Here is a 21,561-nt window from a genome sequence, read left to right on the forward strand (position 1 = left end):
TTGGTGGAGGTAAGCGGGATCGAACCGCTGACCTCTTGCATGCCATGCAAGCGCTCTCCCAGCTGAGCTATACCCCCGTTGGTGCAGAAACAAGAGTATAGCAAAGAAGTTTCACTCTGCAAATACCCTTTTTACGCCTATACGTAACATTTCATAGGGCTAGTTTCCGCACCTCGCAAACAGGCTGATTTAACAATCAGCCCCAGCCTTTCATTACAGCCACTTCGCCAGGCGCGACAACACCGTCTCGCGGCCGAACAGCACCACTACCTGGTCGATGGCTGGCGTCTGCAACTGACCCGTCAAAATCAAACGCAAAGGCATGGCCAGCAGCGGCATCTTGATGGTGTTGGCAGCCAGCACTTCCTTGATCATGGCAGCCACGGCTTCCTTGCTCCACTCTACCGTGGCGATACGCTCGGCAAACTGCGCCAGCACCGGCTTGATGGTCACGGTGATGTGCTGCTCGACCAGTGCGGCTTCGGGCTGCGGTTCGCGGAAGAACAGCAGCGAGGCGGCCGCCAGTTCGTTGACGGTGTTGGCGCGCTCTTTCATCATGCCCAGCACCAGCGCCAGGTCCGGCGCACCTTCAAACACGGCGCCAGCGTCCAGCATCTGCGGGCGGGCCAGCTCGGCCAGACGGCTGTTGTCGGCCTGCTTGATATAGTGGTTGTTCAGCCAGGCCAGTTTTTCATTGTTGAACTGGGCCGCCGATTTCGACAGATGGTTCAGGTTAAACCACTCGCAGAACTGCGCGGTCGAAAACACTTCGTCGTCGCCGTGGCTCCAGCCCAGGCGCGCCAGGTAGTTCAGCATCGCTTCCGGCAAGAAGCCCTGCGCCGGGTAATCCATCACGCTGACGGCGCCATGGCGCTTCGACAGTTTTTCGCCATCGGCGCCGAGGATCATCGGCAGGTGGCCATACAGGGGCAGCGGTGCACCGATGGCGCGCAGGATGTTGATCTGGCGCGGGGTGTTGTTGACATGGTCGTCGCCGCGGATCACGTGGGTGATCTGCATGTCCCAGTCATCGACGGCCACGCAGAAGTTATAGGTCGGCGTGCCGTCCGGGCGGGCGATCACCAGGTCGTCCAGCTCGCGGTTGGAAATCGTGATGGTGCCTTTGACGACGTCGTCCCAGGTCACGTCGCCATCGAGCGGATTCTTGAAGCGCACGACAGGCTTGCGATCAGCCGGCACGGCAGGCAAGGTCTTGCCAGCTTCCGGGCGCCAGGTGCCGTCGTAACGCGGCTTTTCGCCGGCGGCGCGCATGCGCTCGCGCATCGCTTCGACTTCTTCCGGCGAGGAGTAGCACAGATAGGCCGTGCCCTGCTCCAGCATCTGCGCCACCACTTCGCGGTAGCGGTCCATGCGCTGCATCTGGTAGAACGGGCCTTCGTCGTGGTCCAGGCCCAGCCACTTCATGCCTTCGATGATGGCTTGCACGGCTTCCGGCGTGGAGCGCTCCAGGTCCGTGTCTTCGATGCGCAGCACGAAGGTGCCGCCGAAGTGGCGCGCGTAGGCCCAGCTATATAAAGCAGTGCGGGCGCCGCCCAGGTGAAGATAGCCGGTCGGGCTGGGAGCGAAACGGGTACGGACATGGGTATGAACAGGAAGGGCGGAAGCTGTGGTCATCGAAGTAATCAGGCTTAAATAAATAAAACGCCATTTTACTACCTAAGGCAAACCCAAAGGCAAACCCCGGGGTCGGCCCCTGATGGTCCAACCCCAGCCCTTTGCGGGCTTGCTTTTACAATGCCAGCAAGCGCCGCTTCACTACATCGGCCTGCGCATGCAGCGCGTGCTCGAACAGGGCCACCAGCTGCGACGGCGGCCGGTGCAGCGGCTTGACGATATTCACGGTGAACGGCAGGGAGACGGCAAAGCGGCGGATCTGCAAGCCCTGCCCCGCATAGTCGAGCGCCGTGAGCGGATTGACGATGGCCAGGCCCACGCCTTCGCGCACCATGGCGCAAACGGAAACGGCGCTGTGCGTGTCGAGCGCCATGCGCCGCTCCACCCCGGCCTCACGGAAAATGGCATCGATCTGCTGCCGGTACGGGTCGACGGCGGCCAGGCTGATGAAGGGCAAGCCGGCAAAATCCTGCGGCGCCAGCACCGCTTTGGCGGCCAGCCGGTGGCCGTCTGGCAGCACGCATACTTCGTCGACCGACATCAAGACGTCAAACGCGGTGCCCGGCGGCGCGCTGCCCACTTCCGTCAGGCCGATATCATGGCGCTGCGCCGACAGCCACTCTTCGAGCAGGGGCGATTCCTGCGGCGTGATGCTGATGCTCACATCGGGGAAATCTGCCACGAACTGCCTGCAGGCCTGCGGCAGCAGCGATTGCGAAAACACGGGCAGGCAGGCGATCGACAACTGGCCCTGGTCGAACTGGCGCAAGGCGGTCGCCGTGCTGACGATGCGCTCCAGGCCAAAATAGGCGCGCTGCACTTCCTCGAACAGCTGCAGCGCCTGGGCCGTGGGGCGCAGCCGGCCCCGCTCGCGCTCGAACAGGGTCAGCTCCGTCAGGTATTCCAGGCGCGCCAGTTCGCGGCTGACAGTGGGCTGCGAGGTATGCAGCATGGTCGCGGCGCCCGTGACGCTGCCGGTCGTCATGATGGCGCGGAAAACCTCGATATGGCGTAGGGTGATGGACATAGCCATATCATAAATGAATAAGATAGGCTTAAATAGATATTTTATGTTTGAAGCATAAACACCGATCATGATCACATTCCCACCCTCCCACGAAAGCACACGATGAAGCCCGTTACGGACCAGACCCTCGCCCAACTCGCCCAGGAACATGGCACGCCGCTGTGGGTCTACGACGCCGCCACCATCCGCGCGCGCATCAGGCAGCTGGCGCAGTTCGACACGGTGCGCTTTGCGCAAAAGGCCAACTCGAATATCCATCTGCTGACCCTGATGCGCGAGGCGGGCGTGCACGTGGACGCCGTCTCGCTGGGCGAAATCGAGCGCGCGCTGCAGGCAGGCTTTACGCCGGCGCAAACCAATGGCGCGGCCGGCCTGGTATTTACCTGCGACCTGTTCGACCGCGCCACCCTGGCGCGCGTGGTGGCAGCAAAGATCGAAGTCAATTGCGGCTCGATCGACATGCTGCGCCAGCTGGGCCCCGTGTCGCCCGGCCACCGTGTCTGGCTGCGCATCAATCCGGGCTTTGGCCATGGCCACAGCAACAAGACCAATACGGGCGGCGAAAACAGCAAGCACGGCATCTGGCACGAACAACTGCCAGAAGCGCTGGCGATTATCCGCGAGCACGGCCTGCACCTGGTGGGCCTGCACATGCATATCGGCTCGGGCGTCGATTACAGCCACCTGGAAACCGTCTGTGGCACCATGGTCGACCTGGTCAAGAACATGGGCCACGACATCGACGCCATTTCCACCGGCGGCGGCCTGTCCGTGCCTTACCGCGATGGCGAACAGCCGGTCGACACCAACCACTATTTCCAGCTGTGGGATGCGGCGCGCAAGCAGATCGAAGCGCACCTGGGCCACCCGGTGCACCTGGAAATCGAACCGGGCCGCTTCCTGGTGGCCGATGCCGGCTTGCTGGTGGCCGAAGTGCGCGCCACCAAGCAAATGGGCGGCAACCATTTCACCCTGCTCGACACGGGCTTCAATGAACTGATGCGCCCCGCCATGTACGGCAGCTACCACGCCATGAGCGTGATCGCCCACGATGGCCGTGCACTCGATGCACAGCACGCCACCGTGGTCGGCGGCCCCCTGTGCGAATCGGGCGACGTATTCACCCAGCGCGATGGCGGCGTGGTCGAAACGCGGCTGCTACCTAGCGCGCAAGTGGGCGACTACGTGGTGTTTGAAGGCGCGGGCGCGTATGGCGCATCGATGTCGTCGAACTACAATAGCCGCCCGCATGCGGCGGAATACCTGGTCGATGCAGACCAGTCGCGCGTGATCCGCCGCCGCCAGACGGTGGCTGAACTGATCGCGCTGGAGCAGTTCTAAACAGTTCACTCAGCAGTGTGGGCATGCGCATCTGATAACATCGGGCAACTCCGATGAAAGCCAGCCATGCCCACCCGTTCCTTGCACTTCTCCACCCTGTTATTGGCAGCCAGCCTGCTGGCCGGCTGCGCGCCCCTGCCCTCGCTGGACGGCAGGACGGCCTCAAGCCGCATCACCGCGACCAGCGATACGCAGCTGGGACTGGCCATCGCGCCCATGGCCGCGCAGCATCCGGGCGTATCGGGCATCTATCCGCTGGCCGATGGGCGCGATGCGTTTGCCGCGCGCGCCCTGCTGGCCGCTGCCGCCCAGCGCAGCCTGGACGTGCAGTACTACATCTGGCATGAAGACATCACCGGCACCCTGCTGTTCGACGCGCTGCGCCAGGCGGCCGAACGGGGCGTGCGCGTGCGCCTGCTGCTCGACGATAACAACACGGCAGGGATGGACGCCACCCTGGCGCAACTGGGCCAGCAAGCCAATCTGGAAATCCGTTTATTCAATCCCTTCCAGCTGCGCAAACCGCGCGCACTGGCCTTTTTAGGCGATTTTTCGCGCCTGAACCGGCGCATGCACAATAAATCGTTCACAGCCGATAACCAGGCCACCATCGTCGGCGGGCGCAATGTGGGCGATGAATATTTTGGCGCGGCCGGCGAGGTGCTGTTTTCCGACCTGGACGTGCTGGCGATCGGCCCCGTGGTGGACGAAGTGTCGCAGGACTTCGACCGCTACTGGAATAGCGCGTCGGCCTATCCGGCGGCGCTGCTGCTGCAAACGCCAGCAGTAAGCGATGCAAGCGCCATCGAAGTCAAAGCTGGCAAAGTGGAAGACAGCGCCGCCGCGCTGGAATACGTGGAGGCGATGCGCACCTCGCCGTTTGTGAAGCAGTTGATGGAGCGCAGCCTGCCCCTGATCTGGGCGCCCACGCGCCTGGTCAGCGACGACCCGGCCAAGGTGCTCGGCAAGGCGCGCCATGGCACCGGCGTGGCGGAAAACCTGAAAAACCTGCTGGGCGTGCCAAGCAGGGAACTGGATTTGATTTCGCCGTACTTCGTGCCCGGCAAAGCGGGTACGCAGGCTTTCATCGACATGGCGACCAGCGGCGTGAACGTGCGCATCCTGACCAACGCACTGGAAGCAACCGACGTGGCGGCCGTGCATGCCGGCTACGCCAAATGGCGCAAACCGTTGCTGGAAGCGGGCGTCACCCTGTATGAATCGCGCCGCTCCTGGGAAGAAGGTGACGCGCGCGAACACACGGGCCGCTTCGGCAGTTCCGCTTCCAGCCTGCACGCCAAAACCTTTGCCGTGGACGACCAGCGTATTTTTGTCGGCTCGTTCAACTTCGACCCGCGCTCGATCGAATTGAACACGGAAATGGGCCTCGTCATCGACAGCCCTGAACTGGCCAGCCAGCTGGGCGCCGCCATGCGCAGCACCATCCCCCAGCGCGCCTACCAGGTCCACCTGGCGCCGGACGGTTCGCTCTACTGGACCGCCCGCAGCGCCAACGGCAGCACCACGCGCTACGACACGGAACCCGGCGCCAGCGTGTGGAAGCGCCTGGGCGTATCTATCTTGTCGGTGCTGCCGATAGACTGGTTGTTGTAAGCTAGCTTACTTCACCGCCTCCACCAGCACCCGCCCTTCCGACGCCGATGGCTGGCGCACGCGCAGCAAGTGGGCCAGGGTGGGGGCGATGTCGACCACCTCGGCGTATTGGCCGTAGGCGCCCGGCTTGATCCAGCGTGGGCCGAAGACCATCAGCGGCACGTTGGTGTCGTAGGTGTACGGCGAGCCGTGCGAAGTGCCGCCCACGCCCTTGCCGAAGTACCAGGCCTGTTTCGTTACCACCATCAGGTCGCCCGACAACTGGCGGTTCCAGGCGCGGCGCATCAGGGTATCCATGCGCGTCGCGACAAAGCCGCTTTCCATCTGCGTGCGCGTGTAGACCTGCGCCAGGCCATCTTGCTCCATCAGGTAGCGGGCAGCCGCATTTTCCAGGTCGGCGCGCTTGATACCGCTTTTTTCAGCCAATGCGTAATCGAGATAGATATTCGGCATCGACCAGGTCGTCACCAGCTTGTCCACGCCAAGGGTACTTGCCAGGTGCTGGTTCAGGTCGGCCGCCAGCTTGTCGCCATCGATGCGCTTGGCCGAGATGCCGCGCGCTTCCGTAAACTCGGGCACGTTGGCGAAACCATGGTCGGCCGTCAGCACCACGATCACGTTGTCCATGCCGACTTTTTTATCGAGGTCGCCAAAGAAGCTGGCCAGCATGCGGTCCAGGCGCTGCAGGTGGTCGTGCGACATCTTGCTTTCCGGGCCGTAGGCATGGTTCACATAATCGTGCGCCGACAGGCTCACGCCCAGGATATCGGGCACGCCGGCCGGATTACGGCCCAGGTTTTCGCCATCGACGGCCGCGCGGGCAAATTCCAGGGTCAGCTCGTCAAGGAAAGGGCCGGCCTTCAGGCGGTTGTAGTAATCGCCGTCAAGGTTGCCGCTGTCGCTGTAGTAGGAAAACGGGAAGGTGTTGCGGACGCCCGGCTTGGCCGGCACAAGATCGTCGCGCGCGTCGTTGACGTAGGCGCTGTCGGCCAGCAGCGGCGTCCAGCTCTTGCCGTAGTAGCGGTCTTGCGGCTTGGCTGCCTGGTAAGCCTGCACCCATTGCGGATGCTGCTGCATATAATATGTGCTGCTGGCGAAGTTGCCAGTCTTTTCCATGTACATATAGGCGGTGCCCGTCTTGCCAGCGAGCAAAATGGCGCCGCGGTCCTTGCCGGACACGGTCACGACCTTGGCCTTGTCGCCGGTGGCGTAGCGCAACTCGTCGCCCAGGGTGGTCACGCGCAATTTCGTCGGCGCCGTGCCGTCGTCGGGCTTGGTTTCTTCGCCGATGTAATGGAAATTGCCATCTTCGGTGCAATACACGGATTTCTTGGTGACGGGATCGATCCAGTTATTGCCGATCACGCCGTGCTGATACGGATAGGCGCCCGACAGCACGGCCGAGTGGCCGATCGCGGTGACGGTAATGCCGTGCGCCTGGTGCGCATCGCTGAACCACGCACCCTGCTCCAGCAAACGGCGGAAACCGCCCTGGCCGAACTGGTCGCGATAGCGCGTCACTTGTTCCTGCGGCAAGCCGTCAACCACCAGCACCACCACCAGTTTCGGCTGGGCTATTTTTGCAACAGGCGCCGCAGAAGCAGCAAACGCGTGACTGGCCGCCACGCTGGAAACCAGCAGCGCATACGCCAGTTGCCGGGAAAGGGAAAAATTCTTGGTCATATCGGCTCGTCTCTATAGTGTCTGTAGGGGCAGCAGGCAGGATACACAGACAATATGACAACATAATGACACTATGACATTACGCTACTAGCATGACGCAGCAAAATTCCGGGGTCAGACCCGACGGGTCTGACCCCAGTTTTACGCTGACTACCAAACAACAATCAATCGTTCTTGATCACAATCGAAGGAAACTTGCTGGTCATGTCCTTGGCTTTTTCCGCTACCTTGATGGCGATGGTGCGGGCGATCTGTTTGTAGATCACGGCCACCGGGCCGTCCGGCTCGGCCACCACGGTCGGCGTGCCGGAATCCGTTTGCTGGCGGATCGCCATGGTCAACGGCAAGGCGCCCAGGAATTCCGCGCCAAAGTCGGCGCACATCTTGGCGCCGCCGCCGGCGCCGAAGATTTCTTCCGCGTGGCCGCAGTTCGAGCAGATGTGCGTGCTCATGTTTTCCACCACGCCCAGGATCGGGATGCCGACTTTTTCAAACATTTTCAGGCCCTTGCGTGCATCCAGCAGCGCAATGTCTTGCGGCGTGGTGACGATCACGGCGCCCGTGACCGGCACTTTTTGCGACAGGGTCAGCTGGATATCGCCGGTGCCTGGCGGCATGTCGACGATCAGATAATCGAGATCGCGCCAGTTGGTCTGGTCCAGCAATTGCTGCAAGGCTTGCGTGACCATCGGGCCGCGCCATACCATCGGCTCGTCCGGATCGATCATGAAACCGATCGACGACACTTGCAGGCCGTGGTTTTCCATCGGCTCCATGCTCTTGCCGTCCAGGGTCTTCGGCTGGCCGCTGATGCCCAGCATCATCGGCTGCGACGGGCCATAGATATCCGCGTCCAGCACGCCCACGGTCGCGCCCTCGGCCGCCAGGGCCAGCGCCAGGTTGACGGCCGTGGTCGATTTGCCAACGCCTCCCTTGCCCGAGGCAACGGCGATGATGTTTTTGACATTATTCATCGGCTTCAGGCCGCGCTGCACCGTGTGCGAAATGATCTTCGACGACACGCCTACGCTGACATTGCCCACGCCCGGCAGCACGCGCAGGGCGGCCAGCACGGATTTGCGGATCAGGTCGATCTGGCTCCTGGCTGGATAGCCGAGCTCGATGTCGAGCGAAATATCCGCGCCATCCACCTTCAGGTTCTTGACGGTCTTGCTGGAAACGAAATCTTTATGGGTATTGGGATCAATAACCTGTGTCAGTGCTGCTTTGACGTCTTCTACTGTGATACTCATGACAATCTCCGGGATGTTCCTACATATGCAATAGGCGCAGTCTAGCGTAAATTTGCGGGTCGCGAGGGAGACAAAAGCAGCGCCGGCGCTGGCCATATCTGTTCCGCATCTGCTCATATCGGCTTTCCGCTGTTAAAATGCCTGTTTATCCATCCCAAAAGTGCATCAATCATGACTCGGAAGCTGTTCGTCACCACTGCCCTGCCTTACGCAAACGCCGCATTTCACATTGGCCACATCATGGAATATATCCAGGCCGATATCTGGGTCCGGTTCCAGCGAATGCAACGCGATGGCGCAGCGGCCCGTGAAGTGCACTTTGTGGGCGCCGACGATACGCACGGCACGCCGATCATGATCGCCGCCGAAAAAGAAGGCATCACGCCGCAGGAATTCGTCGCCAATATCGCCGCCGGCCGCGCCCAGTACCTCGATGGTTTCCATATCGCCTTTGACAACTGGTACTCGACCGATTCGCCTGAAAACGTGGAGCTGTCGCAGTCGATCTACCGCAAACTGCGCGATACGGGCCTGATCGTCACGAAAACCGTCGACCGTTTCTTCGATCCGGTGAAAGGCATGTTCCTGGCCGACCGCAACATCAAGGGCGAATGCCCGAAATGCGGCGCCAAGAACCAGTATGGCGACAATTGCGAAGTGTGCGGCGCCGCTTACCAGCCAACCGACCTGGTCAATCCATTCTCGGTCTTCACCAACGCCACGCCCGTGATGAAGCCGTCGGAACAGTATTTCTTCAAGCTGTCGGACCCGCGCTGCTTCGAATTCCTGAAAAACTGGCTGAACACGCCAGGCCGCCTGCAGCCTGAAATGGTCAACAAGGTCAGCGAATGGCTGGGCGAAGCGGGTGAAAAGCTGGCGGACTGGGATATTTCGCGCGATGCGCCGTACTTCGGCATCCCGATTCCTGATGCACCGGGCAAGTTTTTCTATGTCTGGATGGATGCGCCGGTCGGCTACCTGGCCAGCCTGAAAAATTATTGCGACAAGAAAGGCATCGATTTCGACGCCCTGCTGAACGATCCGGCCACCGAACAAATCCACTTTATCGGCAAGGACATCGTCTCGTTCCACCTGCTGTTCTGGCCTGCCATGCTGCAGTTTGCCGGCCATCCGGTGATCGAAAAACTGAAAGTCAATGTACATGGCTTCCTGACGGTCAACAACGAAAAAATGTCGAAGTCGCGCGGCACCGGCATTTCGCCGCTGCGCTACCTGGACCTGGGCATGAACCCGGAATGGCTGCGCTACTACATCGCCTTCAAGCTGAACTCGAAAGTGGAAGACCTGGACTTCAACGGCGACGACTTCGTGGCCCGCGTGAACAGCGACCTGATCGGCAAGTACGTGAACATCGCCAGCCGCTGCGCCGGCTTTATCGCCAAGCGTTTCGATGGCAAGCTGGCCAGCACCCTGTCGGACAGCGCGCAAGCGTGGATCAGCCGCGCCCTCACGCATGACGTCAATGGCGTGGTGGTCGAGCGCCAGGCCAGCATCGCCCAGCACTTTGAAAACCGCGAATTTGGCAAGGCTTTGCGCGAAATCATGGAAATCGCCGACATCACCAACCAGTATGTCGATGAAAACAAACCATGGATCCTGGCCAAGGATGCCGACAAGACGGCGGAACTGCACGATGTCTGCACCACCGCCCTGATCCTGTTCCGCCAGCTGACCATCCTGCTGTCGCCAGTGCTGCCAGGCGTAGCCAAGAATGTGGCCTCGTTCCTGAACGAAGAGCAATTTATCTGGGCCGATACGCAAGTGTTTGGCGACGCCGTGTCGAACAGCATGCTGGGCCGCACCATCGGCGCCTACAGCCACTTGATGACGCGCATGGACAGCAAGATGATCGAAGCGCTGTTTGATGCACCGCAAGCTGCCGCAGCGGTAACAGCTCCAGCAGCAGAAGTTGCTGAGATTGCAACACCTGCCGCTGCCGCCATCGAAGAACTGGCGCCGGAAATCAAGATCGACGATTTCCTGAAAGTCGACCTGCGCATCGCCAAAATCGTCAATTGCGAACTGGTCGACGGTTCCGACAAGCTGCTGCGCCTGACCCTGGACGCCGGCGAAGGCCGTTACCGCAATGTCTTCTCGGGCATCCGCTCAGCCTACCAGCCGGAAGAACTGGTCGGCAAGCTGACCGTGCTGGTAGCCAACCTGGCGCCGCGCAAGATGAAGTTCGGCATTTCCGAAGGCATGGTGATGGCCGCTTCCGCTGCTGACGAGAAATCCAACCCTGGCATCTACATCCTGAACCCGTGGCCAGGCGCCGAACCTGGCATGCGCATACGCTAAGCGAGGCCCGTGATGCAGATCGTGGTGCGCGAAGCGGACGATGCGGATGCGCAATTGATAGCCGAGCTGACCCGCGCCTCGTGGGCGGGAAAAGTGGCCGCCACGTCCAGCGGGCACCGCGAAACGACCGAGCGCGTGACCGATGATTTGCGCAGCGGTGGCGGTTTTATACTGCTGATCGATGGGCAGCCGGCCGGTTCCGTGCGCTGGATGCCGCTCGACAGCGAGCCGGCCATCTGGGAAATTGCGCGCATGGGCATCGTGCCTGCCTGGCGCGGCCAGCATTGTTCGCAACAGTTGCTGGAAGCCGTGATACACCATGGCCTGGCTTGCCAGGCAGAGGAATTGCGCCTGGCAATACGCCGCGACCAGCCCAAGCTGATCGACTTTTATGCAGCCTACGGTTTTGAATTGGCCGAGGAACTGGAATATTCGCACGCCAACCCGGCCGAACCACTGCCGATGATGATGCGGCGTACACTGCGTTACTGATGCCTTTAAGATAATTTTTAGAAATTTCCCTACAGCCAGGCGATAGTCTGCCCGCCGCACCTTGCGGCGCGGTAAAATGGAGCTTGCTGACTTTACTCAGAAGAAAATATGAAACTGCCTGCAAAACACCTGAACTACGTTTCCGACCACACCAAGTTCATCAATGAACTGAAGGCCAAGAACCCGGCCATCGACGAAGGCCAGCGCGCCGGCCGTGCCCTGCTGTGGGACAAGCCGCCCGTCAGCCTCGATGAACAGGACCGCCAGATGGCGTCGGCCGTCAAGCAACAGGCTTACGTCTACCAGAACAAGATCTAACTCCTGGACACGGCACGATGCTGCCTGAAGAGTCGGTGAGCACGCCCGAAGCTGTCGCTAGCGGCGACAGTTCCGCTCACGGCGACGAGCTGGCAACAGTGGTCGCAGAGGCGGTGCCCGCCGCCGATGCGATCGAAGCCGGCATAGCCCGCCTGTATGGCGAGCCGCTGCTGCGCATGCCAACCGATCTCTACATCCCGCCGGACGCGCTGGAAATCTTCCTTGAAGCCTTCGAAGGCCCGCTGGACTTGCTGCTCTACCTGATCCGCAAGCAAAACTTCAACATTCTCGATATCCCGATGGCGCAGGTCACCCTGCAATATCTGAAATATGTCGACCAGATCCGCGTGCGCAATCTGGAACTGGCGGCCGAGTATCTGTTGATGGCGGCCATGCTGATCGAGATCAAGTCACGCATGCTGTTGCCATCGCGCAAAAGCGATGTCGAGGAAGATGGCGGCGATCCCCGCGCGGAACTGGTGCGCCGCCTGCTTGAATACGAGCAAATCAAGCTGGCCGCTTATGATTTGAATGCGATTCCGCAATTCGAACGCGATTTCGTGCGCACGCAGATCTTCATCGAGCAAAGCCTGACGCCCACTTTCCCCGATGTGGAAGCGGTGGATTTGCAGCAGGCGTGGCTCGATGTGCTGAAACGCGCCAAGCTGACCCAGCATCACCGCATCAGCCGCCAGGAATTATCGGTGCGCGAACATATGTCGAGCATCCTGCGCCACCTGCAAAGCGCCCGCTTCGTGGAATTCGGCGACCTGTTCGACATCAGCGGCGGCGTGCCCATCGTGGTGGTCAATTTCGTGGCCCTACTGGAACTGGCCAAGGAAACCTTGATCGAGATCACGCAAGCCGAGCCGTTTGCCCCCATCTACGTCCGGCTGGCCTATTCGCCTGCCTGATATCATCCTCCCCTTCTTACCGGCTACCGGATACCGGGGTTTTAGCGAGAGCAATCAATGAAAATTATTTCCGACATCGAAGAATTGCGCGACCAACTGAGCGGACAGCTGCGCACGGCCTTCGTGCCCACCATGGGCAATCTGCATGAAGGCCATCTGTCGCTGATGCGCCTGGCGCGCAAGCATGGCGACCCCGTCGTCGCCTCGATCTTCGTGAACCGCCTGCAGTTTGGCCCGAACGAAGACTTCGACAAATACCCGCGCACCTTCCAGGCCGACGTCGAAAAACTGGAAAAGGAAGGCGTGTACGTGCTGTTCGCGCCGACGGAAAAAGATTTGTATCCGGAACCGCAGGAATACCGCGTGCGTCCGCCTGACGACCTGGGCAATACCCTGGAAGGCGAATTCCGCCCCGGCTTCTTCGAAGGCGTGTGCACGGTCGTCACCAAGCTGTTTTCCTGCGTGCAGCCAAGAGTGGCCGTGTTCGGCAAGAAAGATTACCAGCAACTGATGATCATCCGCAATATGTGCCGCCAGTTCGCGTTACCGACGGAAATCATCGCCGCCGAAACCTGGCGCGCCGACGATGGCCTGGCTTTGTCGTCACGCAATATGTATCTGTCGGAAGCGGAACGGGCCGAAGCACCGGAACTGTACAAGGGCCTGAACTTCGTGGCCGAGGAAGTACGCATGGGCAACCTGTCCATCGGCGAACTGGAGCAGGCAGCGATGCAGGCGTTGAACGGCCGCGGCTGGAAATCAGACTACATCTCCGTGCGCAAGCGCGCCAACCTGCAAGCGCCGTCCAGCACCGAACTGGCGGCCGGCGAGCCACTGGTGGTGCTGGCCGCCGCCAAGCTGGGGCAAACACGCTTGATCGACAACCTGGAAATTTAAGGGCCCAGCCCGGGCGCTGGCCTACAAGCCGATTACCCGGCCTTCGCCATCGGCTGCGAAGCCCGGGCGATGCCGCGCCATGATCGTTTCATGGCGCGGCAATTCCAGTACGATCTCTTCGTCTTCCCATAATTTACGCTGTTTGGCAGGCAGTTTCTGGCTGCGCAGCATGGCGCGCGCCTGGGCCGGGTCGGCAGCCAGCAAACGTATCGAAGTGACGCGAGGTTCAGCAACTGCCAGCGGTTCGTAGCGGCTGGCCAGATCGTCATTGCTTGCAGTGGAAGTGCTGATGGACAGCACCGGCGCCTGCTCGACGCTGACGCCGCACGCCACCAGGCAAGCCATACTCACTGCCAATACTACAGTCTCTATTCGGCGCATGTTGCGCTCCTTATTGTCGGGGTCGGGGACAGTGGAGCGATCATCGCGCAAAGCGGGTCAGGACTCAATCCTTGTTACAACAAATGTTGCTGCACATCATTAAAAATTATTTCCCCTGTAATATTTCAGCATAATATTGCTCACCCTGCGCCAGGTGGGTCTGGAAATCCAGGCCTTGCGCCAGCAAACGTTCAAAATCAGCCTGCGTCATCTGCATGACATAACTATGCTGGTTCACCACCAGCCGTGAGGGTTCGGTGGCGGCATACACGGCATCGCGGCCATACCACTTGCCTGGCTGATCGTGCAGCGCCGGGTAGACCTTGCCGCCCGCCTCCACCTGCCATCCCCCATCGAGCAAGATCCACACGCTGCGCGCCGCATCGCCGCTGGCGGCAATGGCCGTGCCCGGCTTGACTTCCCACTCCCTGGAGTGCGCGATCACCTCGCGCAATTGCGCCGTCGTCAGGCGCGTAAAGAAGGGCGTCTTGCGCAACAAATACAGATACGTGGTCGAGGCTTGCATGGAAGAATCCTGGCGGTCGGAACTAAAGGAATGGGCGTACTGGGCCAGCGGCATCAATAGTGCGCCAGCGGCAAGGATGAAAGGCGACAATCTTTTTGACATGGTGTGCTCCTGGATGTGTTTCTCTTTAAGGCAGGCACTATAGGGCTGCCGCCGGCAGCGATAAAGTAGGCTTTTCTGCCTGCACCATGCCAATCCGGCCAACAATCATTATTATCTACGATTGCACAGTCTGAACAAATTACCTGGCTTTATCCGATCACAGATAAAGATCACAATGCAGTCACTGGCTCGCAACGACGCAGCCCCACCACCACACAGGAGCAGATATGAGCACCACCAACACCCCAAAAGTTGCCATCGTCACCGGCGCATCACGCGGCATCGGCGCCGCCATCGCCCAGCGCCTGGCGCGCGACGGCATGCAGGTCGTCGTCAACTATGCCAATGGCCAGGCTGAAGCAGACAAGCTGGTAGCCACCATCGTGGCCGACGGCGGTGCCGCCATCGCCGTGCAAGCCAATGTCGCCGATGCAGGCCAGGTGCAAGCGCTGTTCGATGCGGCGGAAGAGGCTTTCGGCGGCGTCGATGTGCTGATCAATAACGCCGGCATCATGCCGTCCGTGCTGCCTATGCTGGCCGACACCGACGACGCCACCTTCGACAGCCTGTTCGCCATCAACGTCAAGGGCAGCTTCAACACCATGCGCCAGGCGGCCAAGCGCCTGCGCCACGGCGGCAGCGTGGTCAATTTCTCGACCAGCGTGATCGGCATCGCCCTGCCCGGCTATTCCGTCTACGGCGCCACCAAGGCCGCCATCGAAACCATGACCAATATCTTCGCCAAGGAACTGCGCGGCAAGAACATCACCGTCAACGCGGTCGCCCCCGGCCCGACCGCGACTGCGCTGTTCTTGAACGGCAAGTCGGACGAAGTGATCGAACGCATGAGCAAGATGGCCCCGCTGGAACGCCTGGGCACCCCGGACGATATCGCTTCCGCAGTAGCTTTCCTGGCTGGCCCGGATGGCCGCTGGGTCAATGGCCAAACGTTGCGCGCCAACGGCGGCCTCGTATAAGCACACCACGAACAGAAACGGACACCATCATGAAACAAGTCATTTTGATTACCGGCGCATCGACCGGTATCGGCAACCTGACGGCGCGCGCCCTGGCTGCCGCCGGCCACACAGTGTATGCGAGCATGCGCGACACCCTGGGCCGCAATGCACCGCGCGTGCTGGAATTGCGCGACCATGCGTTTGCACGTGGCCAGGATATCCGCGGCCTGGAACTGGACGTGCTGTCGCAAGCGTCGTGCGATGCAGCGATCGCCACCATCGTGGCCGAACAGGGCCGGCTGGACGTGATCGTGCACAATGCGGGCGGTCTCGTCACCGGTCCGATGGAAGCGTTCTCGCCGGAAGAAATCAACCACGTGTTCGACACCAATGTGATCGGCGCGCAGCGCGTCAACAAGGCCGCCCTGCCCGTCTTGCGCACGCAAGGCAGCGGCTTGCTGCTGTGGGTCAGCAGCACCACCACGCGCGGCGGCTTTCCACCGTTCATGGGACCGTACGCGGCAGCCAAGGCGGCCATGGATTCGATCGCCGTGACCATGTCGTACGAGCTGACGCGCTTCGGCATCGAAACGACCATCGTCACGCCAGGCGCTTTCACCCGCGGTACGGCGCACTTCCCGAACGCGGGCAAGCCGGCCGATACGGACACCAGCGCCGCCTATGCCCGCTACGACGGCTTGATGGACCAGGTCGGCGCACGCCTGTCGGCCCTGACGCCGGACGATGCCGACCCGGTGGCCGTGGCCGACGACATCGTGCGCGTGGTGGGACTGCCCGCCGGCCAGCGCCCGTTCCGCACCGTGATCGATTTCATCAACGATGGCGCAGAAGAAGTGTCGCTGGTGGCTGAAAAGGTACGCATCGATTTTGCCAAGCGCATCGGCATCGACGACCTGCTGGCCGTTCAAACGGCAGCGTAATAGTCGAAGGCGAAAAAAAACGCTGCCGGTTCGCACCGGCAGCGTTTTTTTCGCTAGAAGCTGGAGCTGGCTTAGCCGCCTTTTTCCAGTTTTTCGAAAATCTTGTTCAGCTTTTCATCGAGGGTCGCGGCCGTGAATGGCTTGACGACGTAACCGCTGGCGCCAGCCTGGGCGGCGGCGATGATGTTTTCCTTCTTCGCTTCAGCGGTCACCATCAGCACCGGCAGCTTGGCCAGCGCAGGATCGGCACGGATGTGCTGCAGCATCGTCAGGCCATCCATGTTCGGCATGTTCCAGTCCGACACCACGAAGTCATACGACTCGGCGCGCAGCTTGGCCAGGCCCATCACGCCGTCTTCGGCTTCATCGACGTTGGCATAACCCAGTTCCTTCAACAGATTCCGGACAATGCGGCGCATCGTCGAAAAATCGTCAACGACTAAAAATTTCATCTTTGGATCAGCCATGAATAACTCCGTTGTTTCTGTAGCGGTTTGTTAATAATATCGACATGAATGCCGACATTATGGTCGACACTACGGCAGCAAGTTGTAGGATAGCATTTTCGTTGCTTTTAGGCGAACAAACTTGCTTTGAATCACATTAAAAAGTCGCTTATACGCGCAATGCGCGCATGCCATGCGCCGCCAGGTGGCCCAGCACCATGCCGGGCAACGATTTCAGTGGACCAACCTCGTGCGCAGCACCGATGGCGATCGCTTCGCGCGGCATGCCGAACACCACGCAACTGGCCTCATCCTGCGCAAAATTATACGCGCCCGCCGCCTTCATTTCCAACATGCCCTGGGCGCCATCCTTGCCCATGCCGGTGAGGATCACGCCGACGGCATTCTTGCCAGCCGACTGGGCGGCGGAGCGGAACAGCACGTCGACGGAAGGACGGTGGCGGTTGACCGGTTCGCCCTGGTCGATGCGGGTCATGTAGTTGGCGCCGCTGCGGGTCAGGCTCAGGTGCGAGTGGCCAGGCGCGATGTAGGCGTGGCCCGGCAACACGCGTTCGCCGCCGGCCGCTTCCTGCACCGAGATCTTGCACAGCGAATCGAGGCGGCGCGCAAACGAGGTCGTGAAACCTTCGGGCATGTGCTGCGTGATCAGGATGCCGGGGCAGTCCGAGGGCATCTGCATCAGGAACTCGCGGATCGCCTCGGTGCCGCCGGTCGAAGCGCCGACGATGATCAGCTTTTCACTCGAGGTCAGCGGGCTGCGCAAGGCCGGCAGCGGCGCGGCAGTCTTGTCGCTGGCCGATGGCACGCTGCGCGCGCGGATGCGGGCCTTGGAGGCGGCACGGATTTTATCGGCGATCATGTCCGTGTATTCGCGCATGCCGCTCTGGATCGATATCTTCGGCTTGGTGACGAAATCGACGGCGCCCAGTTCCAGCGCGCGCATGGTGATTTCGGAGCCGCGCTCGGTCAGCGACGACACCATCAATACCGGCATCGGACGCAAACGCATCAGCTTTTCCAGGAAATCGAGGCCGTCCATCTTCGGCATCTCGACGTCCAGGGTCAGCACGTCGGGATTGGTCTGCTTGATCATCTCGCGCGCCACCAGCGGATCGGGCGCTGCACCCACTACCTCCATGTCGGGCTGGCTGTTCACGATCTCGCTCATGACGCTGCGGATCAGCGCCGAATCATCCACGATCAATACCTTGATCTTCATATCGTTCTCCTCCAGGCCATACAGCCTTTTTTTCATCAAAAAAACACTTGGCCAAACCGTAGCGAGCGGCAGTGATTTGTGGCTAAGAAGCGCAACCGAGCTAGAGCACGGTGAGCATCGCAGGCCGCAAAGCGCGACGCGCAGCAGGTTTGGCCTCGTGTTTATTAAAACAGCTCGATCTCGCCGCCGACAGGGGCGACCTTCAGGCGGCTGGCGTAATCGAGTTCGCGGCGTACCAGCGTATCGTTATGCGTCTGCATCAGCTTTTTCACCAGCACCTTGCCGCTGCGGGGGAAAAAATACACCTTGCGCGGGTAGATGTCGTTCAAGTCCTCGGCCACCACGCGCATCTTTTCGGCGCGCAGATAATTGATCACGAAGGCTGCGTTGCGTTCGCCCACGTTGATCGCCGTGAAGCCGCGCAGCACGGCGCCGCCGCCGAAGACTTTCGCCTCCATGTTTTCGCGCCGCGCGCCGGCCTTCAGCAAATCGTTGATCAGCACTTCCATCGCATAGGTGCCATAGCGCATGGAGGCGGAAATCGGGCTGTTGGTATCGCTGCCGCCATCGGGCAGCATGAAGTGGTTCATGCCGCCCAGGCCCGTGACGCGGTCGCGGATGCAGGCCGATACGCAGGAGCCGAGCACGGTGACGATCAGCATGTCCTTGTTGGTGAAGTAATACTCCCCTGGCAAGATCTTGGCTGCGTCACAATTGAACGTCCTGTCGTAATAGACGTTAGTGGCAAATTGCTCTTTGGGTTCCAGACTCATAATTCACTTTCATGTACGATGCAACGATGCTTTGGGTGCGCTGCCACGAGCCTGGTCAAGTTCGTAGACGGTCTTGCCGCGCAGCTTCAATGATTCCGACACGTACAGAAAATTTTCCGAATGGCCCGCAAACAGCAGGGCATTGGGTTTCATCAAAGGCACAAAGCGGGCCAGTATCTTGCGCTGCGTCGCCTTGTCAAAATAGATCATCACGTTACGGCAAAAGATCACGTCGAACTGGCCGCTCAAGGGCCAGCTGTCGGCCAGCAGGTTGAGCGGCTTGAAGGTGATCATCTGGCGCAGTTCCGGGCGCACCCTGACCTGCCCTTCGCGATCGCCCTTGCCGCGCAAGAAAAAGCGCCGCGCGCGGTCGGGCGCCATCTTGTCGAGCCGGTCCAGGTTGTAGACGCCATTGGCGGCCGTGGCCAGCACGTTGGTGTCGATATCGGTGGCGATGATGGTCACCGGCGGCGTGAGCGTGTTGAACGCTTCGCACACCGTCATGGCGATCGAATACGGCTCCTCGCCGGTGGAACTGGCCGAACACCAGATGGTGATCGGCCCGCTCAATTTCTTGACGTGTTCTGCCAGCAGCGGGAAATGGTGCGCCTCGCGGAAGAACGAGGTCAGATTGGTCGTCAGCGCATTCGTAAACGCTTCCCACTCGTCGCCCATGCGGCCCGCCTCCAGGTCGTCCAGGTAGCGGACGAACGAGGAAATGCCGGTCGCGCGCAAACGCCGCGCCAGGCGGCTGTAGACCATTTCCTGCTTGCTGTCGGCCAGCGCAATGCCGGCCCGCTTGTGTATCATGGCGCGGACCCGTTCAAAGTCCTTGCCCGTAAAGTCAAACTCCTTGACTGTATCCGTTTTCGTTTGCGGCATATGTTGTTACCTCTCTGTGACTACTCTGAACTATGCCTTTGCAATGATACTCAACGGGACGGGAAGCACGTCGCAGCGCGCGTTAAAACTCTTCCCAGTCGTCGCCGCTGGCCGCCGCCAGCTTTTTTTCGGATGCCGGCGCCGTCTTGCGCGCCCCTGCCACCCTGGTTTTGGTTGCCGTCACCTTCAGCACCGGCCTGGCCGCTGCCGCTATCCGCGTTGCCGGCGCCGCTACCGCGGCTGAAGCCTGGCCTTCGCTGCCGAGCTTGAAAATGCTGACGGCGCCGGCCAGCCGCTGCGCCTGTTCCTGCATGCTTTCGGCCGCTGCCGCCGCCTGCTCGACCAGCGCCGCGTTCTGCTGCGTCATCTGGTCCATCTCGGCGATGGCCTGGTTCACTTCGCCGATGCCATGGCTTTGTTCCTGCGTCGCCGCCGTGATCTCGCCCATGATGTCGGCCACCTGGCGGATCGATTGCACGATCAGCTCCATGGTCTGCCCTGCTTCATCCACCAGCCGGCTGCCGGCATCGACCTTCTCGACCGAATCGCCGATCAGGCCCTTGATTTCCTTCGCTGCGCCAGCCGATCGTTGTGCCAGATTGCGCACCTCGGACGCCACCACCGCAAAACCGCGCCCCTGCTCACCCGCCCGCGCCGCTTCCACCGCGGCATTCAAGGCCAAAATATTGGTCTGGAACGCGATACCGTCGATGACGCCGATAATATCGACGATCTTGCGCGAACTGTCCTTGATCGAACCCATGGTATCGACGACTTGCGCCACCACGTTGCCACCTTTTTCCGCCACCGACGATGCCGACACGGCCAATTGATTGGCCTGGCGCGCATTGTCCGCATTCTGCTTCACGGTCGATGTCAATTCTTCCATCGATGATGCCGTTTCTTCCAGCGAACTGGCTTGCGTCTCCGTGCGCGCCGACAAATCCGCGTTACCACTGGCGATTTCGTTGGACGCTATCGCTATCGTTTGCGTACCCTGGCGTACATCGCTGACAGTTTTCACCAGGCTGGCGTTCATTTCTTTCAGCGCCTGCTGCAGCGCGCTGGTTTCATCTTTTCCTTCGACCACCACGTGCGAAGTCAGTTCGCCGGCCGCCACCTTCTGCGCCACCGCCAGGGCGCCCGACAAGGGCACCGTGATCGAACGCGTGATAAACACGGCGCAACAGGCGCCCAGCACCACCGCCACGCCGCCCAGCGCGAACAGCATCAGCATCAATCGCTTGTCCGCCGACAGCGAAGCGTCCATGAAGCTTTGCTGCGCCTTCTGCTGCAATGCCAGCAGCTGGTTGATGTCGGCCAGGGTCTTCTGGTTCAGCGGATCGATGCGCGTGGCAATGATCTTCGAGGCGCCCTCGCTGTTAAATGCCAGCACCTGCGCCATCGCTTCCTTGAACGCCGCATCGACTTCACGGTCGGCCGTGGCGATGTGCGCCATCAGCGTCTTTTCGCTGTCGGACAGTCCCAGGCTGGCCAGCTTGTCGCGTGCGCCGTCATAGTGCTTGCGGTACTGCTGCACCTTGCCCTCTTCCGCCTGCATCAGGCCCACATCGCTTTGCAAGCCGATATTGCGGATGGCGATGCCGGTTTCCAGCATCGTGCTTTTCATCAGCCCGGCCTGCGTATTCTTTTGGTCCGCCAGTTCCAGCCCCGCCAGCAGTTGCGCCTTGTTGCGGGAATTGAGGCCATTCGCCGACAGGATCACCACCACCAGGATGACCAGGATGCTGCCAAAACCGATACTCAACCGCGTGCCTATCTTGAAATCGCGCAAAACCATTTCAGTCTCCCGTATGT

The 21,561-nt window shown here is 60.8% G+C and carries 20 protein-coding genes and 1 tRNA gene; 9 read left to right on the forward strand and 12 right to left on the reverse strand.

What is annotated here, in order from left to right; genetic code table 11:
• Window position 1: 1 nt before the first annotated feature.
• From ACL9RI_RS26755 to ACL9RI_RS26765, 3 genes are all read right to left on the reverse strand, one after another.
• A tRNA-Ala gene (locus tag ACL9RI_RS26755) sits at window positions 2-77 on the reverse strand.
• 136 nt (window positions 78-213) lie between these two features.
• The gene (gene gltX, locus ACL9RI_RS26760; protein WP_422729497.1) at window positions 214-1,635 is read right to left on the reverse strand and encodes a glutamate--tRNA ligase; all 1,422 of its coding nucleotides are present in this window, start codon (window positions 1,633-1,635) and stop codon (window positions 214-216) included.
• Between the two features lie 115 nt (window positions 1,636-1,750).
• Window positions 1,751-2,662 (reverse strand): LysR family transcriptional regulator, encoded by a 912-nt coding sequence (locus ACL9RI_RS26765; RefSeq protein WP_422729498.1) that lies wholly within the window; start codon window positions 2,660-2,662, stop codon window positions 1,751-1,753.
• Window positions 2,663-2,764: 102 nt separating this feature from the next.
• On the opposite strand from ACL9RI_RS26765, the gene lysA reads away from it, so the two are divergent.
• Both lysA and ACL9RI_RS26775 read left to right on the forward strand, forming a co-directional pair.
• Window positions 2,765-4,003 (forward strand): diaminopimelate decarboxylase, encoded by a 1,239-nt coding sequence (gene lysA, locus ACL9RI_RS26770; RefSeq protein ID WP_422729499.1) that lies wholly within the window; start codon window positions 2,765-2,767, stop codon window positions 4,001-4,003.
• A gap of 66 nt (window positions 4,004-4,069) precedes the next feature.
• Window positions 4,070-5,617 carry a phospholipase D family protein gene (locus ACL9RI_RS26775; protein WP_422729500.1) on the forward strand — a complete coding sequence of 516 codons (1,548 nt, stop codon included), beginning with the start codon at window positions 4,070-4,072 and terminating at the stop codon, window positions 5,615-5,617.
• 6 nt (window positions 5,618-5,623) lie between these two features.
• Here the strand turns inward: ACL9RI_RS26775 and ACL9RI_RS26780 are convergent, their stop codons facing one another.
• Window positions 5,624-7,300, reverse strand: a complete 1,677-nt coding sequence (locus ACL9RI_RS26780) for an alkaline phosphatase family protein (protein WP_422729501.1) — start codon at window positions 7,298-7,300, stop codon at window positions 5,624-5,626.
• A gap of 164 nt (window positions 7,301-7,464) precedes the next feature.
• Complete coding sequence (apbC, locus tag ACL9RI_RS26785; RefSeq protein WP_422729502.1) at window positions 7,465-8,553, reverse strand: iron-sulfur cluster carrier protein ApbC; 1,089 nt, start codon at window positions 8,551-8,553, stop codon at window positions 7,465-7,467.
• A gap of 171 nt (window positions 8,554-8,724) precedes the next feature.
• Here apbC and metG point away from each other — a divergent pair, with 171 nt between their 5' ends.
• The 5 genes from metG (at window position 8,725) to panC (ending at window position 13,493) form a co-directional block, all read left to right on the forward strand.
• Window positions 8,725-10,872 carry a methionine--tRNA ligase gene (metG, locus tag ACL9RI_RS26790; protein WP_422729503.1) on the forward strand — a complete coding sequence of 716 codons (2,148 nt, stop codon included), beginning with the start codon at window positions 8,725-8,727 and terminating at the stop codon, window positions 10,870-10,872.
• Window positions 10,873-10,884: 12 nt separating this feature from the next.
• Window positions 10,885-11,364: a GNAT family N-acetyltransferase gene (locus tag ACL9RI_RS26795; RefSeq protein ID WP_422729548.1), complete on the forward strand. Its 480-nt coding sequence runs from the start codon at window positions 10,885-10,887 to the stop codon at window positions 11,362-11,364.
• A 108-nt stretch (window positions 11,365-11,472) separates the two neighbouring features.
• Complete coding sequence (locus ACL9RI_RS26800) at window positions 11,473-11,682, forward strand: DUF3460 family protein (protein WP_183677003.1); 210 nt, start codon at window positions 11,473-11,475, stop codon at window positions 11,680-11,682.
• Window positions 11,683-11,699: 17 nt separating this feature from the next.
• Window positions 11,700-12,596 carry a segregation and condensation protein A gene (locus tag ACL9RI_RS26805; RefSeq protein WP_422729504.1) on the forward strand — a complete coding sequence of 299 codons (897 nt, stop codon included), beginning with the start codon at window positions 11,700-11,702 and terminating at the stop codon, window positions 12,594-12,596.
• Window positions 12,597-12,653: 57 nt separating this feature from the next.
• Window positions 12,654-13,493, forward strand: coding sequence for a pantoate--beta-alanine ligase (gene panC, locus ACL9RI_RS26810; protein WP_422729505.1), 840 nt, complete (start codon window positions 12,654-12,656; stop codon window positions 13,491-13,493).
• Between the two features lie 21 nt (window positions 13,494-13,514).
• On the opposite strand, the gene ACL9RI_RS26815 is transcribed toward panC, so the two are convergent.
• Both ACL9RI_RS26815 and ACL9RI_RS26820 read right to left on the reverse strand, forming a co-directional pair.
• Window positions 13,515-13,874, reverse strand: coding sequence for a hypothetical protein (locus tag ACL9RI_RS26815; protein ID WP_422729506.1), 360 nt, complete (start codon window positions 13,872-13,874; stop codon window positions 13,515-13,517).
• 106 nt (window positions 13,875-13,980) lie between these two features.
• Entirely contained in the window at window positions 13,981-14,502 is a 522-nt protein-coding gene (locus tag ACL9RI_RS26820) for a cyclic nucleotide-binding domain-containing protein (RefSeq protein WP_422729507.1), read from the reverse strand.
• Between the two features lie 227 nt (window positions 14,503-14,729).
• On the opposite strand from ACL9RI_RS26820, the gene ACL9RI_RS26825 reads away from it, so the two are divergent.
• Both ACL9RI_RS26825 and ACL9RI_RS26830 read left to right on the forward strand, forming a co-directional pair.
• The gene (locus tag ACL9RI_RS26825; protein WP_422729508.1) at window positions 14,730-15,479 is read left to right on the forward strand and encodes an SDR family oxidoreductase; all 750 of its coding nucleotides are present in this window, start codon (window positions 14,730-14,732) and stop codon (window positions 15,477-15,479) included.
• 29 nt (window positions 15,480-15,508) lie between these two features.
• A complete protein-coding gene (locus tag ACL9RI_RS26830) occupies window positions 15,509-16,402 on the forward strand; it encodes an SDR family oxidoreductase (protein ID WP_422729509.1) in 894 nt (297 codons plus the stop codon).
• Window positions 16,403-16,473: 71 nt separating this feature from the next.
• Here ACL9RI_RS26830 and cheY read toward each other — a convergent pair whose 3' ends face one another.
• The 5 genes from cheY to ACL9RI_RS26855 form a co-directional block, all read right to left on the reverse strand.
• Window positions 16,474-16,869, reverse strand: coding sequence for a chemotaxis response regulator CheY (cheY, locus tag ACL9RI_RS26835; protein WP_183676997.1), 396 nt, complete (start codon window positions 16,867-16,869; stop codon window positions 16,474-16,476).
• A 148-nt stretch (window positions 16,870-17,017) separates the two neighbouring features.
• On the reverse strand, window positions 17,018-18,088 hold the full coding sequence (locus ACL9RI_RS26840) for a protein-glutamate methylesterase/protein-glutamine glutaminase (protein WP_422729510.1): 1,071 nt from the start codon (window positions 18,086-18,088) through the stop codon (window positions 17,018-17,020).
• Window positions 18,089-18,252: 164 nt separating this feature from the next.
• Window positions 18,253-18,861 (reverse strand): chemoreceptor glutamine deamidase CheD, encoded by a 609-nt coding sequence (gene cheD, locus ACL9RI_RS26845; RefSeq protein ID WP_183676995.1) that lies wholly within the window; start codon window positions 18,859-18,861, stop codon window positions 18,253-18,255.
• Window positions 18,862-18,870: 9 nt separating this feature from the next.
• Window positions 18,871-19,743, reverse strand: a complete 873-nt coding sequence (locus ACL9RI_RS26850) for a CheR family methyltransferase (protein WP_422729511.1) — start codon at window positions 19,741-19,743, stop codon at window positions 18,871-18,873.
• An 82-nt stretch (window positions 19,744-19,825) separates the two neighbouring features.
• Window positions 19,826-21,544: a methyl-accepting chemotaxis protein gene (locus ACL9RI_RS26855; RefSeq protein WP_422729512.1), complete on the reverse strand. Its 1,719-nt coding sequence runs from the start codon at window positions 21,542-21,544 to the stop codon at window positions 19,826-19,828.
• Between the last annotated feature and the right edge of the window lie 17 nt (window positions 21,545-21,561).

The organism is Janthinobacterium sp. Mn2066 (genome assembly GCF_049319705.1).
Taxonomy (GTDB): Bacteria; Pseudomonadota; Gammaproteobacteria; order Burkholderiales; family Burkholderiaceae_D; genus Janthinobacterium.

Coding starts and splice junctions, on each gene's coding strand:
- metG (WP_422729503.1), top strand. CDS start 8,725: ATGACTCGGAAGCTGTTCGTCACCACTGCCCTGCCTTACGCAAACGCC.
- apbC (WP_422729502.1), bottom strand. CDS start 8,553: ATGAGTATCACAGTAGAAGACGTCAAAGCAGCACTGACACAGGTTATT.
- ACL9RI_RS26805 (WP_422729504.1), top strand. CDS start 11,700: ATGCTGCCTGAAGAGTCGGTGAGCACGCCCGAAGCTGTCGCTAGCGGC.
- ACL9RI_RS26850 (WP_422729511.1), bottom strand. CDS start 19,743: ATGCCGCAAACGAAAACGGATACAGTCAAGGAGTTTGACTTTACGGGC.
- ACL9RI_RS26840 (WP_422729510.1), bottom strand. CDS start 18,088: ATGAAGATCAAGGTATTGATCGTGGATGATTCGGCGCTGATCCGCAGC.
- gltX (WP_422729497.1), bottom strand. CDS start 1,635: ATGACCACAGCTTCCGCCCTTCCTGTTCATACCCATGTCCGTACCCGT.
- ACL9RI_RS26780 (WP_422729501.1), bottom strand. CDS start 7,300: ATGACCAAGAATTTTTCCCTTTCCCGGCAACTGGCGTATGCGCTGCTG.
- panC (WP_422729505.1), top strand. CDS start 12,654: ATGAAAATTATTTCCGACATCGAAGAATTGCGCGACCAACTGAGCGGA.
- ACL9RI_RS26830 (WP_422729509.1), top strand. CDS start 15,509: ATGAAACAAGTCATTTTGATTACCGGCGCATCGACCGGTATCGGCAAC.
- lysA (WP_422729499.1), top strand. CDS start 2,765: ATGAAGCCCGTTACGGACCAGACCCTCGCCCAACTCGCCCAGGAACAT.
- ACL9RI_RS26820 (WP_422729507.1), bottom strand. CDS start 14,502: ATGTCAAAAAGATTGTCGCCTTTCATCCTTGCCGCTGGCGCACTATTG.
- cheY (WP_183676997.1), bottom strand. CDS start 16,869: ATGGCTGATCCAAAGATGAAATTTTTAGTCGTTGACGATTTTTCGACG.
- ACL9RI_RS26775 (WP_422729500.1), top strand. CDS start 4,070: ATGCCCACCCGTTCCTTGCACTTCTCCACCCTGTTATTGGCAGCCAGC.
- ACL9RI_RS26800 (WP_183677003.1), top strand. CDS start 11,473: ATGAAACTGCCTGCAAAACACCTGAACTACGTTTCCGACCACACCAAG.
- cheD (WP_183676995.1), bottom strand. CDS start 18,861: ATGAGTCTGGAACCCAAAGAGCAATTTGCCACTAACGTCTATTACGAC.
- ACL9RI_RS26765 (WP_422729498.1), bottom strand. CDS start 2,662: ATGTCCATCACCCTACGCCATATCGAGGTTTTCCGCGCCATCATGACG.
- ACL9RI_RS26855 (WP_422729512.1), bottom strand. CDS start 21,544: ATGGTTTTGCGCGATTTCAAGATAGGCACGCGGTTGAGTATCGGTTTT.
- ACL9RI_RS26815 (WP_422729506.1), bottom strand. CDS start 13,874: ATGCGCCGAATAGAGACTGTAGTATTGGCAGTGAGTATGGCTTGCCTG.
- ACL9RI_RS26825 (WP_422729508.1), top strand. CDS start 14,730: ATGAGCACCACCAACACCCCAAAAGTTGCCATCGTCACCGGCGCATCA.
- ACL9RI_RS26795 (WP_422729548.1), top strand. CDS start 10,885: ATGCAGATCGTGGTGCGCGAAGCGGACGATGCGGATGCGCAATTGATA.